This window comes from Halobaculum sp. MBLA0143, from assembly GCF_041361465.1.
In the GTDB taxonomy this organism is placed as follows: Archaea; Halobacteriota; Halobacteria; order Halobacteriales; family Haloferacaceae; genus JAHENP01.
The window spans coordinates 103,058-119,706 of the sequence record NZ_JBGKAC010000002.1 but is presented as its reverse complement, the minus strand read 5'-3'; the positions used below and the strand labels follow the sequence as shown (position 1 = coordinate 119,706).

The 16,649-nt window shown below is 69.0% G+C and carries 12 protein-coding genes; 7 read left to right on the top strand and 5 right to left on the bottom strand.

The genetic code is table 11. The features are described from left to right. Positions 1–36: 36 nt before the first annotated feature. Positions 37–1,320 carry a DUF6498-containing protein gene (locus RYH79_RS16060; RefSeq protein ID WP_370901182.1) on the top strand — a complete coding sequence of 428 codons (1,284 nt, stop codon included), beginning with the start codon at positions 37–39 and terminating at the stop codon, positions 1,318–1,320. A 29-nt stretch (positions 1,321–1,349) separates the two neighbouring features. Here RYH79_RS16060 and RYH79_RS16055 read toward each other — a convergent pair whose 3' ends face one another. The 3 genes from RYH79_RS16055 to RYH79_RS16045 are packed head-to-tail and all read right to left on the bottom strand — an operon-like array spanning position 1,350 to position 4,360. Beyond that, on the bottom strand, positions 1,350–2,345 hold the full coding sequence (locus tag RYH79_RS16055; protein ID WP_370901180.1) for a hypothetical protein: 996 nt from the start codon (positions 2,343–2,345) through the stop codon (positions 1,350–1,352). Continuing rightward, a complete protein-coding gene (locus RYH79_RS16050) occupies positions 2,315–3,166 on the bottom strand; it encodes a hypothetical protein (protein ID WP_370901178.1) in 852 nt (283 codons plus the stop codon). The genes RYH79_RS16055 and RYH79_RS16050 overlap by 31 nt, the downstream gene beginning before the upstream one ends. Before the next feature lie 18 nt (positions 3,167–3,184). Continuing rightward, complete coding sequence (locus RYH79_RS16045) at positions 3,185–4,360, bottom strand: chymotrypsin family serine protease (protein WP_370901176.1); 1,176 nt, start codon at positions 4,358–4,360, stop codon at positions 3,185–3,187. 231 nt (positions 4,361–4,591) lie between these two features. Between RYH79_RS16045 and RYH79_RS16040 the strand changes: the two genes are divergently transcribed. The 5 genes from RYH79_RS16040 to RYH79_RS16020 all read left to right on the top strand — a co-directional run bounded on the left by RYH79_RS16040 (position 4,592) and on the right by RYH79_RS16020 (position 10,613). Then, entirely contained in the window at positions 4,592–5,311 is a 720-nt protein-coding gene (locus tag RYH79_RS16040) for a hypothetical protein (protein ID WP_370901174.1), read from the top strand. 30 nt (positions 5,312–5,341) lie between these two features. Next, positions 5,342–7,081 (top strand): spermidine synthase, encoded by a 1,740-nt coding sequence (locus tag RYH79_RS16035; RefSeq protein ID WP_370901171.1) that lies wholly within the window; start codon positions 5,342–5,344, stop codon positions 7,079–7,081. Next, positions 7,078–7,764, top strand: coding sequence for a DUF2617 family protein (locus tag RYH79_RS16030; RefSeq protein ID WP_370901169.1), 687 nt, complete (start codon positions 7,078–7,080; stop codon positions 7,762–7,764). Before RYH79_RS16035 ends, RYH79_RS16030 begins: the two co-directional genes overlap by 4 nt. Positions 7,765–7,854: 90 nt before the next feature. Further along, positions 7,855–9,987 carry a pentapeptide repeat-containing protein gene (locus tag RYH79_RS16025; protein WP_370901167.1) on the top strand — a complete coding sequence of 711 codons (2,133 nt, stop codon included), beginning with the start codon at positions 7,855–7,857 and terminating at the stop codon, positions 9,985–9,987. A gap of 77 nt (positions 9,988–10,064) precedes the next feature. Continuing rightward, entirely contained in the window at positions 10,065–10,613 is a 549-nt protein-coding gene (locus tag RYH79_RS16020; protein ID WP_370901800.1) for a GNAT family N-acetyltransferase, read from the top strand. A gap of 280 nt (positions 10,614–10,893) precedes the next feature. On the opposite strand, the gene RYH79_RS16015 is transcribed toward RYH79_RS16020, so the two are convergent. Together RYH79_RS16015 and RYH79_RS16010 are read right to left on the bottom strand one after the other, a co-directional pair. Beyond that, positions 10,894–12,036, bottom strand: coding sequence for a DUF7504 family protein (locus RYH79_RS16015; RefSeq protein WP_370901165.1), 1,143 nt, complete (start codon positions 12,034–12,036; stop codon positions 10,894–10,896). 99 nt (positions 12,037–12,135) lie between these two features. Further along, positions 12,136–15,078, bottom strand: coding sequence for a PAS domain-containing protein (locus RYH79_RS16010; protein ID WP_370901163.1), 2,943 nt, complete (start codon positions 15,076–15,078; stop codon positions 12,136–12,138). A 141-nt stretch (positions 15,079–15,219) separates the two neighbouring features. Here RYH79_RS16010 and RYH79_RS16005 point away from each other — a divergent pair, with 141 nt between their 5' ends. After that, positions 15,220–16,641: a hypothetical protein gene (locus tag RYH79_RS16005; protein WP_370901161.1), complete on the top strand. Its 1,422-nt coding sequence runs from the start codon at positions 15,220–15,222 to the stop codon at positions 16,639–16,641. Positions 16,642–16,649 lie beyond the last annotated feature (8 nt).

Here is a 16,649-nt window from a genome sequence, read left to right as displayed (position 1 = left end):
GACCCACTTACGCGACCCCCCACCGAACCGCCGTCGGTGCCTGCCCTCCACCACTCGCTGCGGGCGTGGCTCCGCGACGACCCCCGTCGCCGTCGGCTGCTCGCGCTCGCCGTCACGAACCTCCTGCCCGTCGTCGGCGTCGTCGCGCTCGGCTGGAGCGTCGTCGACCTCCTCGTGTTGTACTGGCTCGAACTCGGCTTCGTCGCCGTGTTCACGCTGGTGCGGGTGCCGTTCGCCGGCCCGCCCCAGAGCGTCGACAGCGACGCGACGATCCTGGGCCCGTTGGCCGCCCGCGGAGCGAACGTCCGGCTCCCGGTCGTCGGCCGTCGCCTCTGGATCGCGTCGGCGCTCACCTTCCCGTTGTTGCTCGCGGTGTTCCTGTTCGTCTGGGTCGCCACCGGCGGCGTCCTACTGGCCCCGTTCGGCACGGAGCCGGTCGACGCCCGAGCGATCGAACGCGTCGGCGTCGTCGCCGTGCTCGTCGTCGGGACGGATCTGGCCGGGAGCATCGCGGACGCCGTCGACGGCGGCGACCGGACGAGAGACCCGCGTCGGGCCGCCCTCGGCGCCGCGGTCCGACTCACCGCGTTCTTCCTCCTGGGCCTGTTCACGCTGGTAGGTGCCGCCACGGTGACCCGTGGCCCCGAAGCGACCATCGGCTCCGTCGACCCGGACGTGGCCGAACTCCCGTTGCTGTTCGTGATCCTCGCGGGCAAGTCGCTCCTCGACCTCGCGGGGCTGTACGGCGACCGAATCCGTGCGTCCGTCGGCCTCGACGGCGACGGGGACAACCGAGCAGACGACGCTTCGTCGGGCGACACGCCAGTGTCTGACGGCGATGTCGCTACCGCCGCGCCGGACGCCAGACGGATCCGCCCGGCGTCGTGGAGTCGCGTCCTGGGTGGGCTGACCCGTCTCGCCGACGGCGGGGTCCCGACGCTCGCCGTCCTCGGGGGGCTCGCGGCGGTCCCGTTCGCCATCGGCGGTGTGTGGTCGTTCGTGGTCGGGATTCTCTCCGTGACGGCGCTCGTCGTGGCGGGACTGTCGTGTCTCGACCACTGGCTCCGTTTCGGGGCGGTGGTGTACCGCGTCACGGACGACGGCGTGACCGCGCGCGACACGCGGTTCGAGGCGACGCTGTGGCGCGTCGCGCCGTGGGACGAGACCGGACTCCGGGTGGAACGCGACCTCGTCGACCGCCTGCTCGACACGGAGACGCTCGTCGTGGAGTGCCGCGAGACGAATCACCGACTGCCACACCTCTCCAGCGTCGACCCCGTGGTGGCTGTCTTCGACCGCGAAGTGGAGCGGGAGGAGTGAGATGGTGTCCGGGCGAGTGTGGTGGCTCACTACCGCCCGTCGAGCCACAGCCCGCCGGCCGCGAGGGTGAGGAGGAGGGCCGCCGGGAGCGCGACACCCGGAAGAGCGCCGTCGTACTGGAGCGCGGCGAGGCCGGTGATCCACGCGCCGGCCGCGAGGACAGTGGTGCCGTACAGGGAGTCCGTCGAGACGAATCCGTAGGCGGCGAAGCCGAACAGCAGGAGAACCGGTGCCACCTCGCTCCAGGTCCTGGGCACGAATGGAACGGGTAACACCGGCGTCACCCCCGAGACGAGGCAGGCTACGACGACCGTGTACCCTGCAATCAGTGAGACGACGTACCACCGCCGTCGTTCGAGTTGGGCACTGAGCGACTCCTTGTCAGTAGCTCGACTGTCGTCGACTCCGGTTGTGGCGGCAACACCGTCGCAGACGATAGATCCAACTGCCCACACTGCGATTCCGGCGGTGAGTACCGTCGTGGAGGGGAACTGAAAGTAGAACGGGATTGGCCCGTCGACAAACGGTAGCAGCTGGAGCGGCCGTGACCGGAGCGAGAGGCTCACGTCTCCGAGCAAAGCGAACGCGACTAATGCGAGAACACCCGCAGAGGTTATCTGCTTCGTCTTGACAATCCTGTCGAACGCAGTGTAGAAGCACATCGCCGTCCCGTACGATAAGAAGACCCGTCGCGCGTTCAGGTTCCCGACGAGATACGACACCGCGAACCCGGAACCGTACGGTCCCGTCGAGGCCGGGAGTAGCAGTCCGAGGAGAAAAACGGCTGTGCCGACAACCGTGGCCGCACGGACGAGCCAGTAGCCGATCGTTGCCACTCGGTCGCCGATTGCTCGTGAGTTCGTGGTGAACGGCTCCAGTGTGTCGAACACCGTCGTTGCCTGTTTCGTCTCGATTAGTACGATACTTGTGGTTGTGGCGGCGGCGCGATGGTCCGGTTCGGGCTGTTTCGTTCGCTTCCGCCAGTCTCGTCGTCTCAGTTGTCCTGCGACCGTCCGTCGAGCCACAGCCCACCGGCCGCGAGCGTGAGCAGCACGGCCGCCGGGAGCGCGACGCCCTGGAGCGCGCTGTCGTACTGGAGCGCGGCGAGGCCGGTGATCCAGGCGCCGACGGCGAGGGCGGCAGTGCCGTACAGTGAGTCCGTGGAGACGAGTTCGTAGACGACCGCGCCGAACGCGGTGAACAGCGTCGCGGTGTGGGGCGTCACAGTCGGCAGCAGGGAGTGACTCACGAGCGAGCCGAGTCCAACGACCAAGCACGCACCCACGAGCGCCCCCCCAGCGAGCCGTGCGACAACTGACCGGCGTCGGGTCGCCTCGTCGTCACGCGAGACGGAGTCACCGCCGTCAGACGCGACTGCCCGAGGGTCGTCGTCGACGAGCAGTCCGGCGTTCCACGCCACGGCAGCGGCCGTGAGCAACGCCGCGAACGGAACCCGAACCGTTCCTCTCGTCAGTTCGTCGATCAGCGGAACCCACTCCCCCAGTGGCCCAGGGTTCGGGACGAAGACGTAGGTGCCGACGGACGACAGGAGTCCGAACAGCGCTGTGCCGGTGACGAATCCGAGACGGTCCGTGCGTGCTGCTCGTCCCACTGTCCAGTAGAACGCCAGCAGGATCGACTGGAAGACGAACACACTCTGTGCGTCGCCTGTCCCGGTGAGATACGCCAGCGGAACGACCTCGGCGGAGACGCCGGGCTCGGGAGCGACGTAGCTGGGCGTGAGGAGCGTCACGACGACGAGTGCGGCGCACACCGTCCCGACACCCCGCGTCAAGAGGCGCCCCAGCGTGATCGAGCCTCGTGCGACCGTTCTAGTCGTGGTCATCAACTGTCTCGCGTCCGTTCACCCGTCGTAGGGGTTCCCGCCGAAGGTGATTCCCTCCTGTTTGTTCATCGCGTTCGCCGACGAGCCCTGTGCGTAGCCGTTGGTATCCGTTCGTCTAGTTGCGATATGCAAGAGGTAGAGGTCGTCGGGGTTCGATCCGTCGTCGAGGTGTCTGTACACTGGACCGCCCGAGTCACCAACCTTCTGGTCCAGTGAGGTGACGATCTGATTCTCCTCGGTGACCGAGCCGTTGCAGTAGCTAACGTCACCTCGGATCTCTTCGATGGTCCCGATTGTTTCACACGTCACCCGCCCACGCTTCCGAACGGTGGCGCCTGCTGCAGACTGGAGGTAGTCGATTCCGTCACCGGTTACACGCCCGATGATCCCACCAGACGACTCCGCTGTAATGTCGTAAGTGAACTCGTCGTAGTTCGGGAACCGTAGGTCGAGCAACGCAGCGTCGAACTTCTGATACGCCTGCGCGACTCCGCCGAGCCAGTCGACCCCGTCGTTGCTCGAACGCCCCCAGCCGTAGCTCCCGTCAGTGATGTCGGTATTTTCACACGCGCCGTTACTTATCGGGTGCCGTGCCGTCATCATGTACTTCGTACCACCCTTGTAGACTCTACAGCACAGCGTCCCGCCCTGTACGGTACTCGGGTTGCTCGTGCCGAGGTCTTCGAGCCCCTCGAACGTCATTCCTCCGATGTACTCACTCTTCCCGTTACCGTCGCTGTCGTCTGCCGATCCAGTGTAGCAGTCAGTCTGCTGCGGCCGTTCTGCCTCCACCGCCCGCACCGGAATCCCCTCCACAGAACTCGGCACCGCGTCCAACGCACCGGCCTGCTCCGGCGTCGCCGCGACCCGAACGCGCTTCCCGCGGAGGCCACCGACACTCCGGTCGTCCGTCTCGATCCCGACCGAGTGGACGCCCTTCTCGCCGAGGTGCTGACGCTTGAGTGCCTCCTTCACCTTGATCGCCTGCTCTTTGTGACGGTACCACCGCTTGCTGACCGTCACCGTCTCCTGGCTCTTGCTACCGGTCGCCAGCGTCGTGATCCGCTTCTCCCGTCCGCTGTCGCCGACGACGGTCGCCGGCACGCCCGCGAGCCCGGACACCGTCGCGCCCCCCACCGCTGCAAGTGTCTGTCGCCGCGAGACGCCGTTGCGAGTCTGGGCCCTGCCCTGCATGCGTGGGCTCCAGTCTAGAACAAGAGTATCTAAGTCTAATTATTTGCGCTGACAAGAGGTGTTCTAGCAAAAACCAATTCGATAACTGACGGAGACGCGCTGACTGCGATCACGTAGTCTACGTAAATGGAATAGTCACAAATCGTTTGCGGATCTAGCACTCGGCGGTCACACCACAGCCACTGACACGGTGAGAAAGACACTTGAGAGAAGCCGAAGACAAGGTAGCGTATGGACAGACGCCAGTACCTCCGCGCTACGGCGGGCGCGGCGACGGCAGGGCTCGCCGGCTGTCTCGGCTTCCTCGGCGGCGACCTGTCCCCGCCGCCCCGGCGCGCACAGGTGTTCGCCGACGTGCGGGTGCAGGACGCCGCCGTCGTCGTGGAGTTCGCCGACCGAATCGAGGTGGAGTCCCGACAGAGCGTAAACGCGAGTCTCGACGGCGTGTACGACCTCGCGCCGGTCGGAGTCGCGAGCGCCCAGAAGGGTCGCGGCGGTCGCGGTGGTCGCGGCGCGACCGGTCGCGGCACCGGCGGCTACGGCTCCGCGCCGAAGGGGCGTCACGGCTGGGCCGTCTGGCACGGCTACGGCGGCGCCAACCGGTGGCGGGACAACCACGACGACGAGCTCCGGATGTACCCCGCGCGGGTGGACCGGCTCGGCTTCGCGTACCTCGGCCCGACGGCGGAGTACGAGGACGACCCCCCGGGCCCCGAGCCGGTGCCGTGGGACAGCACCCGCGACGACCCGGAGCCGGGCGGGACGGTCCGCGCGCCGCTGTCGAAGTTGACCGACGCCGACACCCCCCGCGAGGGCTGGTACCGGCTCGGCGTCCACCTCGTCCACGCGAACGGCGGCGCGGACTTCGGCTGGCAGGCGGCCGACGCGAAGGTGGACCGCGAGGGGAACTGGACGATGGAGAAGGCCTGGCACGTCAGACCGCAGGTGTGAACACGCGCCCGTCCGGGACCCAGTTCGACGATGAGTGACACGAACGCGGTCCGCGAGCCCGTCTTCGGTGTGGTGACGGACCGACGGGTGAAGTTGGCGTTGACGTTCGTGGTGGCGTTCTGCTCGATCGCGTACGAACTCGTCTACTCGGAGCTGTTGACCGTCTTCTACGGCGGGACGGTCGTGCGTTACTCCGTCACGATCGGGCTGTACATGTTCTCGCTGGGTGTCGGCGCGGTGTTGTCCTCGCAGCTGGGCGACGCGGAGTCGAACTTCCTCCGGACGGAGGTGTACCTCGCGGTCGCCGGGCCGCTGGGCGCCGGCTTCGTGATCGCACTCAACTCCTTCCCGGGAGTGGTGTTCCCGGCGAAGGCGACGGTGACGCTGGCGCTCTCGCACCTCCCGATCCTCGTCGTCGGGCTCCTGTCCGGCTTCGAGATCCCGTTGCTGGAGTCGTTGGTCGACGAACGAGACGGCTCCGGGCTGGCGCTCGTCGGCGGGCTCCCCAGGAGAGCGGTCGTCGGGACGCTGTCGACCCTGTTCACGACGGAGCCGGCCGACAACGACCCGCTCTCGGAGGTGTTGGGCGTCGACTACCTGGGGAGCCTCGCCGGCACCGTCGTCTACGCGCTCGTGTTGTACCCCGATCACGGGCTCGTCGTGAGCGTACTCGCGCTCGGGCTCCTGAACGCGCTGGCGGCGGTGACGTTCGCCGGCTGGACGCTGTCCAGGTTCACCATCCCCCGAGCGCGGCCGACGGGCGGCCGCTGGCGGGCCGTCCTCCTCGTCGGCCTGCTCGTCTCCGGCAGCTACGCCGGGCTCGTCGCCAACGGGGAGACGGTCGACCGCGTCGTCACGGGGTCGTACGTGGAAGACGACATCCGCGCCGACTACGCCCCGGGTCAGGTGGAAGTGGACCTCCGGAGCTACCAGACGACCGCCTACCAGCGGGTGACCGTGTACGACCGGACGGTCGCAGACCGGGCCGGGACGGAGCGGTGTCTCCGACTCGACCACGCGATCCAACTGTGTGACTCCTGGGTGGAGTCCTACCACGCCGGGCTCGTCGACGTGCCGCTGTCGGCGTACGGGACGGAGAACTACGCCGACCTCGACGTGTTGTTGATCGGCGGCGGGGACTACATCGCCGTCGACAACCTCCGCGAGTACGGCGTCGCCGTCGACCAGGTGGACATCGACGGGGAGTTCCTCCAGATGGGCCGCGAGCGGGAGTACCTCCGGCAGTTCAACGACGGCGCCTACCGCTACGACCGGCTGAACACGACCGTCGGCGACGCCTTCCGGTTCCTCCGCGGGAGTGACCGCGAGTACGACCTGATCCTGTTGGATGTCCCCGGCGCCCGGAGCGACGACTCGTTGTCGCTGTACTCCCGGGAGTTCTACGGACTGTTGTCCGACCACCTCACCGACCGAGGCGTGGTCGTCTCCTGGGTGTACTCGAAGTACAGCTACCCCGTCCACCACCGGGCGTACGTCAACACCGTCCGGGCGGCCGGCTTCGACCGGTTCGCGCCGTACTACGTGTACGAGGACCCGGACGCAGACGGCGATCGAGAGCGGGCCGAGAAGTTCTACGTGCTCTCGGACGGACCGACGCCGACGTTCGAGCTCTCGCGTGCGCGGTCGCCGTACGTCGACCGCCACAGCGACCGGATCGGCCCGGTGCGGTGGCGGCCGCTCGTCCGCTACCGCGGTGTCGACCCGAACAGCGTGTTCGACCCCAACTACGACATCGTGATCGGATCGTGACCCGGAATCTTCCTCCCGCCGGCACGGCGGGCACGACGGACGCGACGGACCCGACGAACGCGACGAACGAACGGGGCGACGACGGCGCAGGCGACGCCGACGACGCGGGCGACGACGCGCCGGCGACGGCACGCCAGCGACTCCAGTTCCGTCAGTCGGCGACCCCGCCGGCCGTCGAGCCGACGGTGTACGCCGAGACGACGACTCGGCTGTTGGGCGAAGCGGTCCGTCTCCGCGTGATCGGCAGTTCACACGCCGTCGCCGCACCCGGACTGGACTACTACGAGCTGTCGTCGTGTGAGGCTGTCGCAGGCGCGGCGTCGGTGGCGTTGGAGCCCGACGGTCGACGGCGACGCTTCCGGTTCGAGGGGGAGACGGTCGTCGCCGAGACGGTCGTCGAGCCGCGGCCGCTGGCGGCGTTCCCCGACGACGAGACGTTCGTGCTGTCACACGAGTTCCCGCTGGCCGACGGGGACGACACCGAGGCCACCGGCGACCTCGACGGCAGCGACACCGACGACTCCGGCCACGCTACCCCCGCCGGCGGCTGCGCCGGTCCGGGGGCGGTGACGACGCTAGACCCGTTCGACGGCGGATTCGAGACGTACCACACGTACCCGGAGTTCGACCTGGCGCTGTACACCCGGACGACACTAGAGCGCGTCGCGTCGGGGCGAGACTGACGCCGGGGCCGGGTCGACGCCGTCCCCGCCGTGTCTCGAACGCTGGATCGCCTCGGGAAGATTTTGTACAGTCACGTACACGGTAGGGGTATGCCAGGACAGAGCGAGCCGTCGGCGCCGACCACCGACGGTGTCGACCCGTCCGTGTTACGGCTCTCGCCGGCCGAGCGAGAGGAACGAGGGATCACGCCGGCCGACGTGTCGGCGGCGCTCCTCGCGGTCGCCCGCGAGGGGAGCGGCGAGCAGAAGGACCTCCAGGGCGTCACCCTCCCGGCAGTGTCGCTGGACCGCGTGACCGTCGAGCCCGCCGACCGCCACCCGTTGGACCTACGCGGAGCCGAGATCGAGGCGTTGTCGGCCGAAGAGGCGGTGGTGGACCTGCCGATCCGGTTGGACGACGCCGACGTCGGTCGCCTGACGCTGGACGAAGCCCGGATCGGTGACGACATCCACGGTCACGACGCGACCGTCGGCGAACTGTCGGCCGTCGACGCGGTGATCGACGGCCAGGTCGAGTTCGAGCGGACGGCGTTCGAGGGGCCCGTCGACGTGGACGGCGCAGAGTTCGCACACGACGTGTCGTTCGACGAGAGCCGGTTCGAGGGGTCGGTGTCCGGCCGAGGGACGACGTTCCGGGGGGACTCGAACCTCCTAGACGACAACACGAGCTTCACCGACACCGTGTTCACGGAGCCAGTGACGTTCCGGCAGGCACAGTTCGGTGCCGTTCACTTCGAACACTCGACGTTCGAGGCGGACGCGCAGTTCGAGTCGGCGACGTTCGACGGCGACGCGACGTTCGACGACGCCCGGTTCGCCGACCGTGCGGACTTCGACGAGATCCGCGCCCGGGAGGACGCCGGCTTCGAGCGGGTGGTGTTCGACGGTGAGGCACACTTCCGTGGCGCCGTCGTGGCGGGTGGTCAGCGAACGCTGGAGGACGACCTCAGCTTCGTCGACGCTCACTTCGACGCGCTCGCGGACTTCGAGGCCGTCGCGTTCCGGTTCGCTCGCTTCGATCGGGTCCAGTTCGCGGGCCGCGCACGGTTCACCGAGGCGGAGTTCGACGGCGACGCCCGGTTCTGCGAGGCGCGGTTCGAGGGCGAGGCCGTCTTCGAGGAGGCGCGGTTCCGCGAGGACGGCAACTTCACCGACGCCGCGTTCGCGGCCGAGTGTGACTTCGTCGGCGCGGCGTTCGAGGGGGGCGCGAACCAGACGGAGGAGGACGCTCGCTTCCACGGCGTCCGGTTCGAGACGGACGCGACCTTCCGGGGGATCCACGCGCGGTCGGGCAACTTCCGCGAGACGGCGTTCGGTGGGGTCGTCGACTTCACGGAGGCGTCGTTCACCGACCACGTGGAGTTCGCGCCACGCGGGATCGACACGGACGTGTACGTCGACTTCACCCGAGCGACCATCGTCAGCGGCCACGTCGAACAGCCCTCCGAGGAGTGGGTACGGTACGACCTCACGCTGGCGAGTCTGGGCGACGTCCGCCTCGTCGCCGACGAGACCGACCGCCGGGAGCTGTTGGACTACTTCCGGTTCTGTCGGACGGAGTTCACCGAGTTCGACGGCCACGAGTTCGACTTCGGCGAACACCGGGCGTACCTCGACCGCAACGACTGGGTGATCCACACGTTCGACGAGCCGCCGGACCTGTCGCCGGAGTACGCCGCCGAGATGACGCCCGACGCCGCCTCGACGACGTACCTCAAGGCCAAACAGGCCGCCAGCAACGACGGAGACATGGAGGCGGCCGGCTCCTTCCGGGTGAGGCGTCAGCAGTTCATCCGTCAGCAGAACGCCGAAGTCGCCCGGGACGGCGACGTGGACCTCTGGCCGCGTCTCACCAACGTCGGCCGGGTGGTGGAGAACCGCCTGCTGGAGCTGACGTGTGGCTACGGCGTGCGTCCGTTCCGGATCGGGGTTGCCTTCCTCGGTGCGCCGTTGTTGTTCGTCCCGCTGTACGCCTTCGGCGGCCAGCCGTTCCTCACGGGAGCGGGCCAACTGTCGTCGCTCGGGGAGCTGTCGACGGCCGCCGGCCGGGCGACGTTCTTCGAGGTGATCCACTTCAGCTACGTCTCGTACACGACCATCGGCTACGGCAACATCGGGCCCCAGGGAGCCGTCGCACGGCTGCTCGCCGCCGGCGAGGCGTACCTCAGCGTCGTCCTGTCGGCGTTGTTCGTCTACGCGCTCGTCAAGCGGTCGGAGCTGTGACGACGGCGGCTGTGACCCGTTCGCAAGCCCTCGTGGGACCGACGAGAACATACTGCTCGCGCCCCTGTAACGTGACAGTGAGACAGATCGAGATCCGCGAGCCGGTGCCGGGCGACGAGGAGCCGTTGGAGGACCTGATCACGGCCCACTTCTCCGAGGGCGCCTCCTACGGCGTCGATCTCTCCATCTCGGACCCGACCCGACACGTCCGGGTCGCGGTCGACGACGAAGAGGTACTGGGCGCGATGGGGGTGAACTGTCTCGACGACGCCGCGGCCGTCGCCGAGGAGATGTACTTCTTCGACGACCCGGAGGGGATCCCTCCGGCAGACCGGTACGGGCTGTTGGAGATGGGGTACGTCCGCGAGGACGCCACCGGCCAGGGGCTCGGCAGTCGACTCTTGGAGACGGTAGAGCGCATCGGCCGCGAGTGTGACGTGGACTCGTTCGTCGTCGACTCCTGGTACCACGGTGGCCCGGACTCCCCGCAGAAACTGCTGGTTCCCAACGGCTACGAGACCGTCCGGACGACACCGATCGAGCGCCCGGCCGCCGAGTGCCCGAAGTGCGAGGTGGAGTGTACCTGTGAGGGCGCCATGGGCGTGCGGCCGGTCGACGGAGACTGACCCCCCGGCATCTCGGTCGCTGTCCCCCCCGAAACGCGTCTCCCCCGACGAAGACGGACGGCAGACCGGAACTTTCCGCCGGTCGAGAAATTTCGAGGAGTCGGCGAGACACGAAGTCTGCCTGACACCTTAGAGTTATTACACGGTGGGCCGAACGTGCGGGCCGCGGCGCGACCGGCGACTGCCGACTCGGGGGACCTGTCGGCCTGCGGCGGCCAGTCGGGCCGCTGCGGGCGTACCAGTTCGTTCTCGACTCCCGTCTCACTGCGGGAGCGAGCGATCACTCGACGGCCAGCGGCAGCCATCCGGTCGGCACGTCACGCCGACTGCGGACTCGGGCCTCCGGTCCGTGTTTCCTCTGGCGGGTCTCGACCCGGTAGTCGACCGTCTGGAGCACAGTGCCCGTCTCGACGGTCACCGGTGTGCCGTGCCACACGCCGCCGGCGTCCCACCCCCGGAGCTTCCCGGCGAGGACGTGGAGGAACTGACCGACGGCACGCGCCGACTGTGAGAGCCCGAGGTGTGTCAGACTGTGGAACCCGAACACGACGTTCTCGTCGCGGCGTGGCTCCGTCGTGGCGACGATGTTCGACCCGAGCGTCGTCAGATCCGTGCAACTGTCGAGCGACACGACTCTCCCGTGGCCACTGTGGCTCGGGGTTGCACCCGCCGTCGTCGCTCCGGCAGTATCCGGCCGCTCGTCGGCTGCCGTCGCGTCGCCGACACCGTCGGGCACCCTGGCGCCGGTGCAGTCCAGCACCGTCGTCTCGCCCGTCACTGTCGCTCGAAACTCCTCGGTAGCCCGGGTCGTCGACACGACCGTCGCCCTCTGGCCGGCGTCGAGGAGGTAGTCGAACACGGCGTCGGCGGCCGCCGTCGCCGTCCCGCCGACGCTGACGAGGTCGGTCGGGCCGACGCCGGCGTGTGAGCACAGCTCCGGGACGGAGAGCCGCCCCTCGTCGACGACGGGCGTCACGAGACTCCCGCCGTCTGGAAACGTCAGCCGGCCGTCGGCGTGGAGCGTCACGACGAGCCCGTCCCAGACGAACCGGAGGTGGCCGGAGGTTACGGACGGGGCGAGAGCGTCACCGACACCCCACCGGGAGTCCCTGGCGCCGGACAGCATCGCCGTGGCGAGCGTGAGGTCGACGGCCTCCCCCACCGGCGTCAGCGCGTCGGGGTCGACGCCGCGGTGGGCGGCTGCCTCGGCCGTCAGCCGCTCGGCGACGGCTGCCTCCGCCTCCGATGTCGCTCTCGACTCGTCCGACGCCGAAACGCCGTCGAGTGCGACCTCGAGGGACGTGTCGCCGTCACGGGTGGCTCTCTCGCCGTCGCCACTCTCTCCGGCGTCCCCGTTCGTCACTCGACGCTGGCTCCCGTTGTCGCTGCCGGGACGTTCTGGGCCTCTCCGATCGGAACTCATACGAGAGGAGACGCGTCCGGGGCTAACGTCTGTTGTGCCGGACAGGTGCGTGTCGAAACCTCACACCTGACGTGTGAGGTACGGTCGACAGGTCGCTGCTCAGTCGACCGGATCGAACAACCGGGCGAGGAGCTTCTGTTCTGCGGTCCGGAGGTGTTGATGGACGGTCGACCGACTCACGTCGAGCCTGTCGGCCAGGCCGTCGCCGGTGATCCCCTTCGGGCGGTCGTAGTACCCGCCCGCGAAGGCAGTCGACAACACCTCGCGCTGGCGGTCGGTCAACGCCGACAACAGCGCGGTCGAACTCTCTCCTGTCTCGCCCGCGGGTCGCTTGGCGACGAGCCGACAGTCGGCGGCGACCGTCGACAGCTCACTACGAAGTGTCGCGAGCCGGTCGCCGTCGACGCGGACAGTCACGGTCGACTCCGTCGTGTCGATCTCGACCCGCGAGACGACGGCGTCGTGACGGCGGACGACGGTGAGGAACCGGCCGGGGTCGCGGTCTCCCGCCGGCATCAGCTTCGCCCGGAACGGCCCGCCGCCGTCGCCGTCGAACACGGTCAGGTCGGCGACTCCGGGGGTGGCCCGGAGAGACTCGCCAGCCGGTCCCGTCACCGTCCCCTCGACGACGACACCGCCGTCGTCGGCGGGCGTGAGGTCGGTGACGGTCAACGACACCTCCTCCGGCAGCACAGGGACGAACGGTCGTTCGTCCACCCACTGGAGGTCGGCGACGACAGTCGTCTCGCCGCTGCCGTCGGTCACGTCCGCCAGCCGAGCGCCAGCGGTCCGGGCCGCCTCCGTGAGGTACGTCCGGAGCTCTCCGTCGAAGGCCGCGGTCGACTCGGCCACGACGGACAGACACCCGCGGACGAGCCCGTCTGCGGCCACCGGTACGGCGACTGTCGACTGGAAGCCGAAGGTGAGGAGCCGGGCCGACCAGTCGGCGTAAGTGGTGTCTCGGGCGGTACTGTCGACCGTGACGGGCTCGTCGCGGCGTGCGGCCGCCGTGCCGGGCGTCTGACCCGTCTCCGTCCGTGCCGGGCCGCCGTCGTGAACGACGGCCGTCGGCTCTAGTCGCCCCGGACCGGAGTGCCACTCCGAGGCCCAGGCGTCGTCGCCGACGGTCGCCGCGAACTCAACGAGGACGTCGAACACCCGTTCCGGGGTCATCGCCTCCCGGAGACGACGCTGGACGCGCCGAAACGCGACGGCCACTCGTTCGTTCGACCGGAGCCGCACGTTGGTCTCCCGGAGCTCTTCGTTCAGCCGTTCCAGCCGGTCTTCCTGCTCCGTTCGGCGGAGCGCAGCCGTCACCGTCCGTGCTGCCGTCTCCACGAACTGTACGTCCCCGTCCACACGGTCGTACCCCTCGACGACGAGCAGTCCGTACTCGTCCAACGGCGTCGCGGTCACGGGTACCGGCCCACTGTCGAGTTCCTCGGTCGTCTCCCCCGTCGCTCGCTCGACTTCTCCGTCGCCGCCCTCTGTCTCGCCGCCGGTCGTCGTCTCGCGCCCGCCGAACGCTCGCCACAGCGGATCGTCGCCGGGGGTGACCGGCGTCGGCTCCGCCTCGCCGGTCGTGTCGACGGGAACGAGTCGGCGTTCGGACGCCCGGAACCGATACACCGTGACGGTGTCGGCGTCCAACGCCTCTGCGGTCGCGGCCGCCGCCGTGCCGTACACCGCCTCCTCCGTGTCGGCAGACAACAGGAGTCGACCGACCCGTTCCAACGCGGCCAGCCGGCGTTGTCGCCGCAGTGCAGTCTGCGTCTCTCGGTGGTCGGTCACGTCCGTCGCGACGCTCAACACTGCGGGCTTCTCGTCGTCGGCGGGGACGAACGGCACCTTCCAGGTGTCGAGAACCCGTTCGTCGCCGTGTGCGTCCGTCACCGTCTCTCTCGGCCGGTGGATGGCCTCCCCGGACTCCAACACCTGGCTGTCGTCGGCGTGGAACGCCGCCGGTTCGTCCGGTTTCGGCGAGAAGTCGGCGTCGGTCGACCCCTCCAGCTCGGAGACGCTGCTGTCGTACACCTCGGCGACAGCCTCGTTGGCCATCACGAACTCTCCAGCCTCGTCTCTCGCGAACACCAGGTGCGGGATGTAGTCGATCACCTCCCGGAGCTGGCGGCGTTCCTCCGACAGCCGTCGGCGAGTCTGCTCCAGCTCCGCCTCCCGCGACAGCAGCTGGAGCCCGGTGTCGACGTGACCGGTGACGATACGGAGCAGCTCCCGTTCGTCGGCGTCGAAGTCGTCCACTCGCTCGGAGCCGACGAGCAACACGCCGTGGTCGCCCGCCGGGACGGCCACCTCCGACCCCAACACCGTCTCGTCGGCGTACGTCCCCTCGGCGCCCGCGAGGTCGGGGTGGTACTGTAGTTCCGCCTCCTCGAACGCGCGCCACACGAGCCCCTCGTCTCGTTCGAACGTCGGTATCTCGACCGGGAGCTCAGTCGTCGCCGGCGAGATCTCGACCGGACACAGTCGGTCGGTCGCCTCGTCGTAACGCCAGAACCCGGCCAGGCTCCGCTCGACGACTTCGTCGACGACGGCCAACAGCTCCGACACCACGGTCTCTGTGTCGTCGGCGAGCATCAACGACTCGACACGGTCACGGATGGCCACCAGTCGGTCGCGCCGTTGCCGCCGGTCGGTCACGTCCCGGTTGACACAGATCAGCCCGTCTTCCAACGCCGTCAGCTCGACGTGTTGCGGCACCGCCGTCCCGTCGGCACGCCGTCCGACGAGCTCACCCGCCCACGATCCCGTCTCTTCGAGCTCCGGAAACACCACCGACTCGATCTCCTCGACCCGATCCTCGTCGTACAGCTGTCGCCAAGCCTCACCCAGAAGCTCCGACGGCTCTCTGTCGAAGATGCCCGCGTGGGCGTCGTTCATGTACGTGTACACGCCGTCGTCGTCGAGCAACGCGATCCCGGTCAGTGACGCGTCCATCGCCCGCGCCTGCCGTTCGAACCGCCGGCGCTCCCCGCCAGCCAGCCCACCCGGCTCGGGATCCGCCTCGGTCTCTCCTCTGCTCATGGCGTGGAGTCGCGCGGTGGTGTATTCAAAGCTGCACATTATTACTGTAAAGAATATACGGATTCGCTGCAGTCGTCTCGGTTCCACCGTCGGGTCGGGCGCTCCACAACACCTATGCGGAGTCTGACCGAACCGGGGAGCGTGACGAGAGCGACGGACGACGGCACGGCCACGGAGGTGTCGTGGACGCTCCTGGACCGCTCGGAGATCGTCGACGCCTACTGGGAGACGGTGGCGCCGGCGTTCGCAGCCGACGGCCACGACCCGGAGACGGAGCGGCCGAGCCACGAGTGGCTCGCGGACAACGACTTCCGCGGGCTCGTGTACGCGCTCCGGGAGTACCACGACCGCTCGTTCGGGGAGTTCTGGGCGGACGACCTCGGGCTCACGACGGAGCCGGACGGCTACGACTGGGGGACGGGCCACGCGGAGACGGTCGCGCGTCTGGAGTCGTTCGTCGACTCCCGGCGCGAGCGCGGGGGGCTGGCGGAGTCGTCCGTCCGGACCGCCCGCTACCGGCTGTCGGACTACGTCGAGGCGTACGTCGCGGTCAACGACACGGGCGACCTCCTCTCGCCGGTCGCACCCGACAGCGACACTCCGGACCACGAGGCGGTAGAGGCGGCCTGGAACGCCGTCGACCGACTGGACCGGGAGCTCGCGGACCGGACGACTCGGCGCGTGTTCGAGGCCGTCGACCGGTGGTACGACTACCTCCGTCTGCGCCGTCGCGTCCGGCTCAACCCCGTGACCGGCGTCGACCGCGAGTACAACTGGAGCCGCGACGACGGCGAGACACCGTCGAACCCGGCGCTGTCGGCCGCTCACGTCGGCCGGCTGTACGAGGCGACCGACGACCCCGCCGAGCGGCTGCTCGTCGTCGCCTTGTGCGCCTGGGGGCTCCGTTCGGGCGAGGTGGCGGCGCTCCACCGCGACCAGATCGACCTCGCGGGCGTGTCGGTGGCCGGCGCGGACGAGACCGGGGGAACGACATCCGACGACGACGCGGGGACGACCGCCGCCGACGGCGGTCGGGCGACAGTCGACAGAGACGACGACGGTGAGGGAGACGACGACACCGACACCGTCCCGGCGGTCACCTTCGACAGCCGGAAGAACGGCCCCGGTCGCGTGTCGATCCTCTACGGACTGGACGCGGTCACGGACAGGATCGAGACGCTGTCTGCCGAGCGAGACGACTGGAACGGCTACCTCTTCCCGTCGAAGCGGTCACAGACGGGCCACCGGACCCGCCAGACGATCCTCGCACGGTTCGACCGCCTGGCCGAGCGGGCGGGCCTGCCGGCGGAGATCGGCGGCCGCAAGCCCGTGCCGCAGATGGCCCGGCGGTTCTGGTACGACCAGTTCGCGGCGACCCGGGAGGAGATCCTGTCGAGCGTCGGCGAGATCGCCGCCGAACAGGGGTCCGCGAGCGCCGAGGTGGTGTTGGAGGAGTACCTCTCGCCGGAGCGTCGCCGGCGGCTCCGCCGCGAGGGGATGCGCGACCGCCTCGCCGCGGCGTTCGACGGGGGGACCGACGACGCTGGCGACGACGCGAACTGACCGGCGAC

Bases quoted from the DNA above. Each gene is read 5' to 3' on its own strand.
- RYH79_RS16050 (WP_370901178.1), bottom strand. From the start codon at position 3,166: ATGACCACGACTAGAACGGTCGCACGAGGCTCGATCACGCTGGGGCGC.
- RYH79_RS16045 (WP_370901176.1), bottom strand. From the start codon at position 4,360: ATGCAGGGCAGGGCCCAGACTCGCAACGGCGTCTCGCGGCGACAGACA.
- RYH79_RS16040 (WP_370901174.1), top strand. From the start codon at position 4,592: ATGGACAGACGCCAGTACCTCCGCGCTACGGCGGGCGCGGCGACGGCA.
- RYH79_RS16035 (WP_370901171.1), top strand. From the start codon at position 5,342: ATGAGTGACACGAACGCGGTCCGCGAGCCCGTCTTCGGTGTGGTGACG.
- RYH79_RS16025 (WP_370901167.1), top strand. From the start codon at position 7,855: ATGCCAGGACAGAGCGAGCCGTCGGCGCCGACCACCGACGGTGTCGAC.
- RYH79_RS16015 (WP_370901165.1), bottom strand. From the start codon at position 12,036: ATGAGTTCCGATCGGAGAGGCCCAGAACGTCCCGGCAGCGACAACGGG.
- RYH79_RS16010 (WP_370901163.1), bottom strand. From the start codon at position 15,078: ATGAGCAGAGGAGAGACCGAGGCGGATCCCGAGCCGGGTGGGCTGGCT.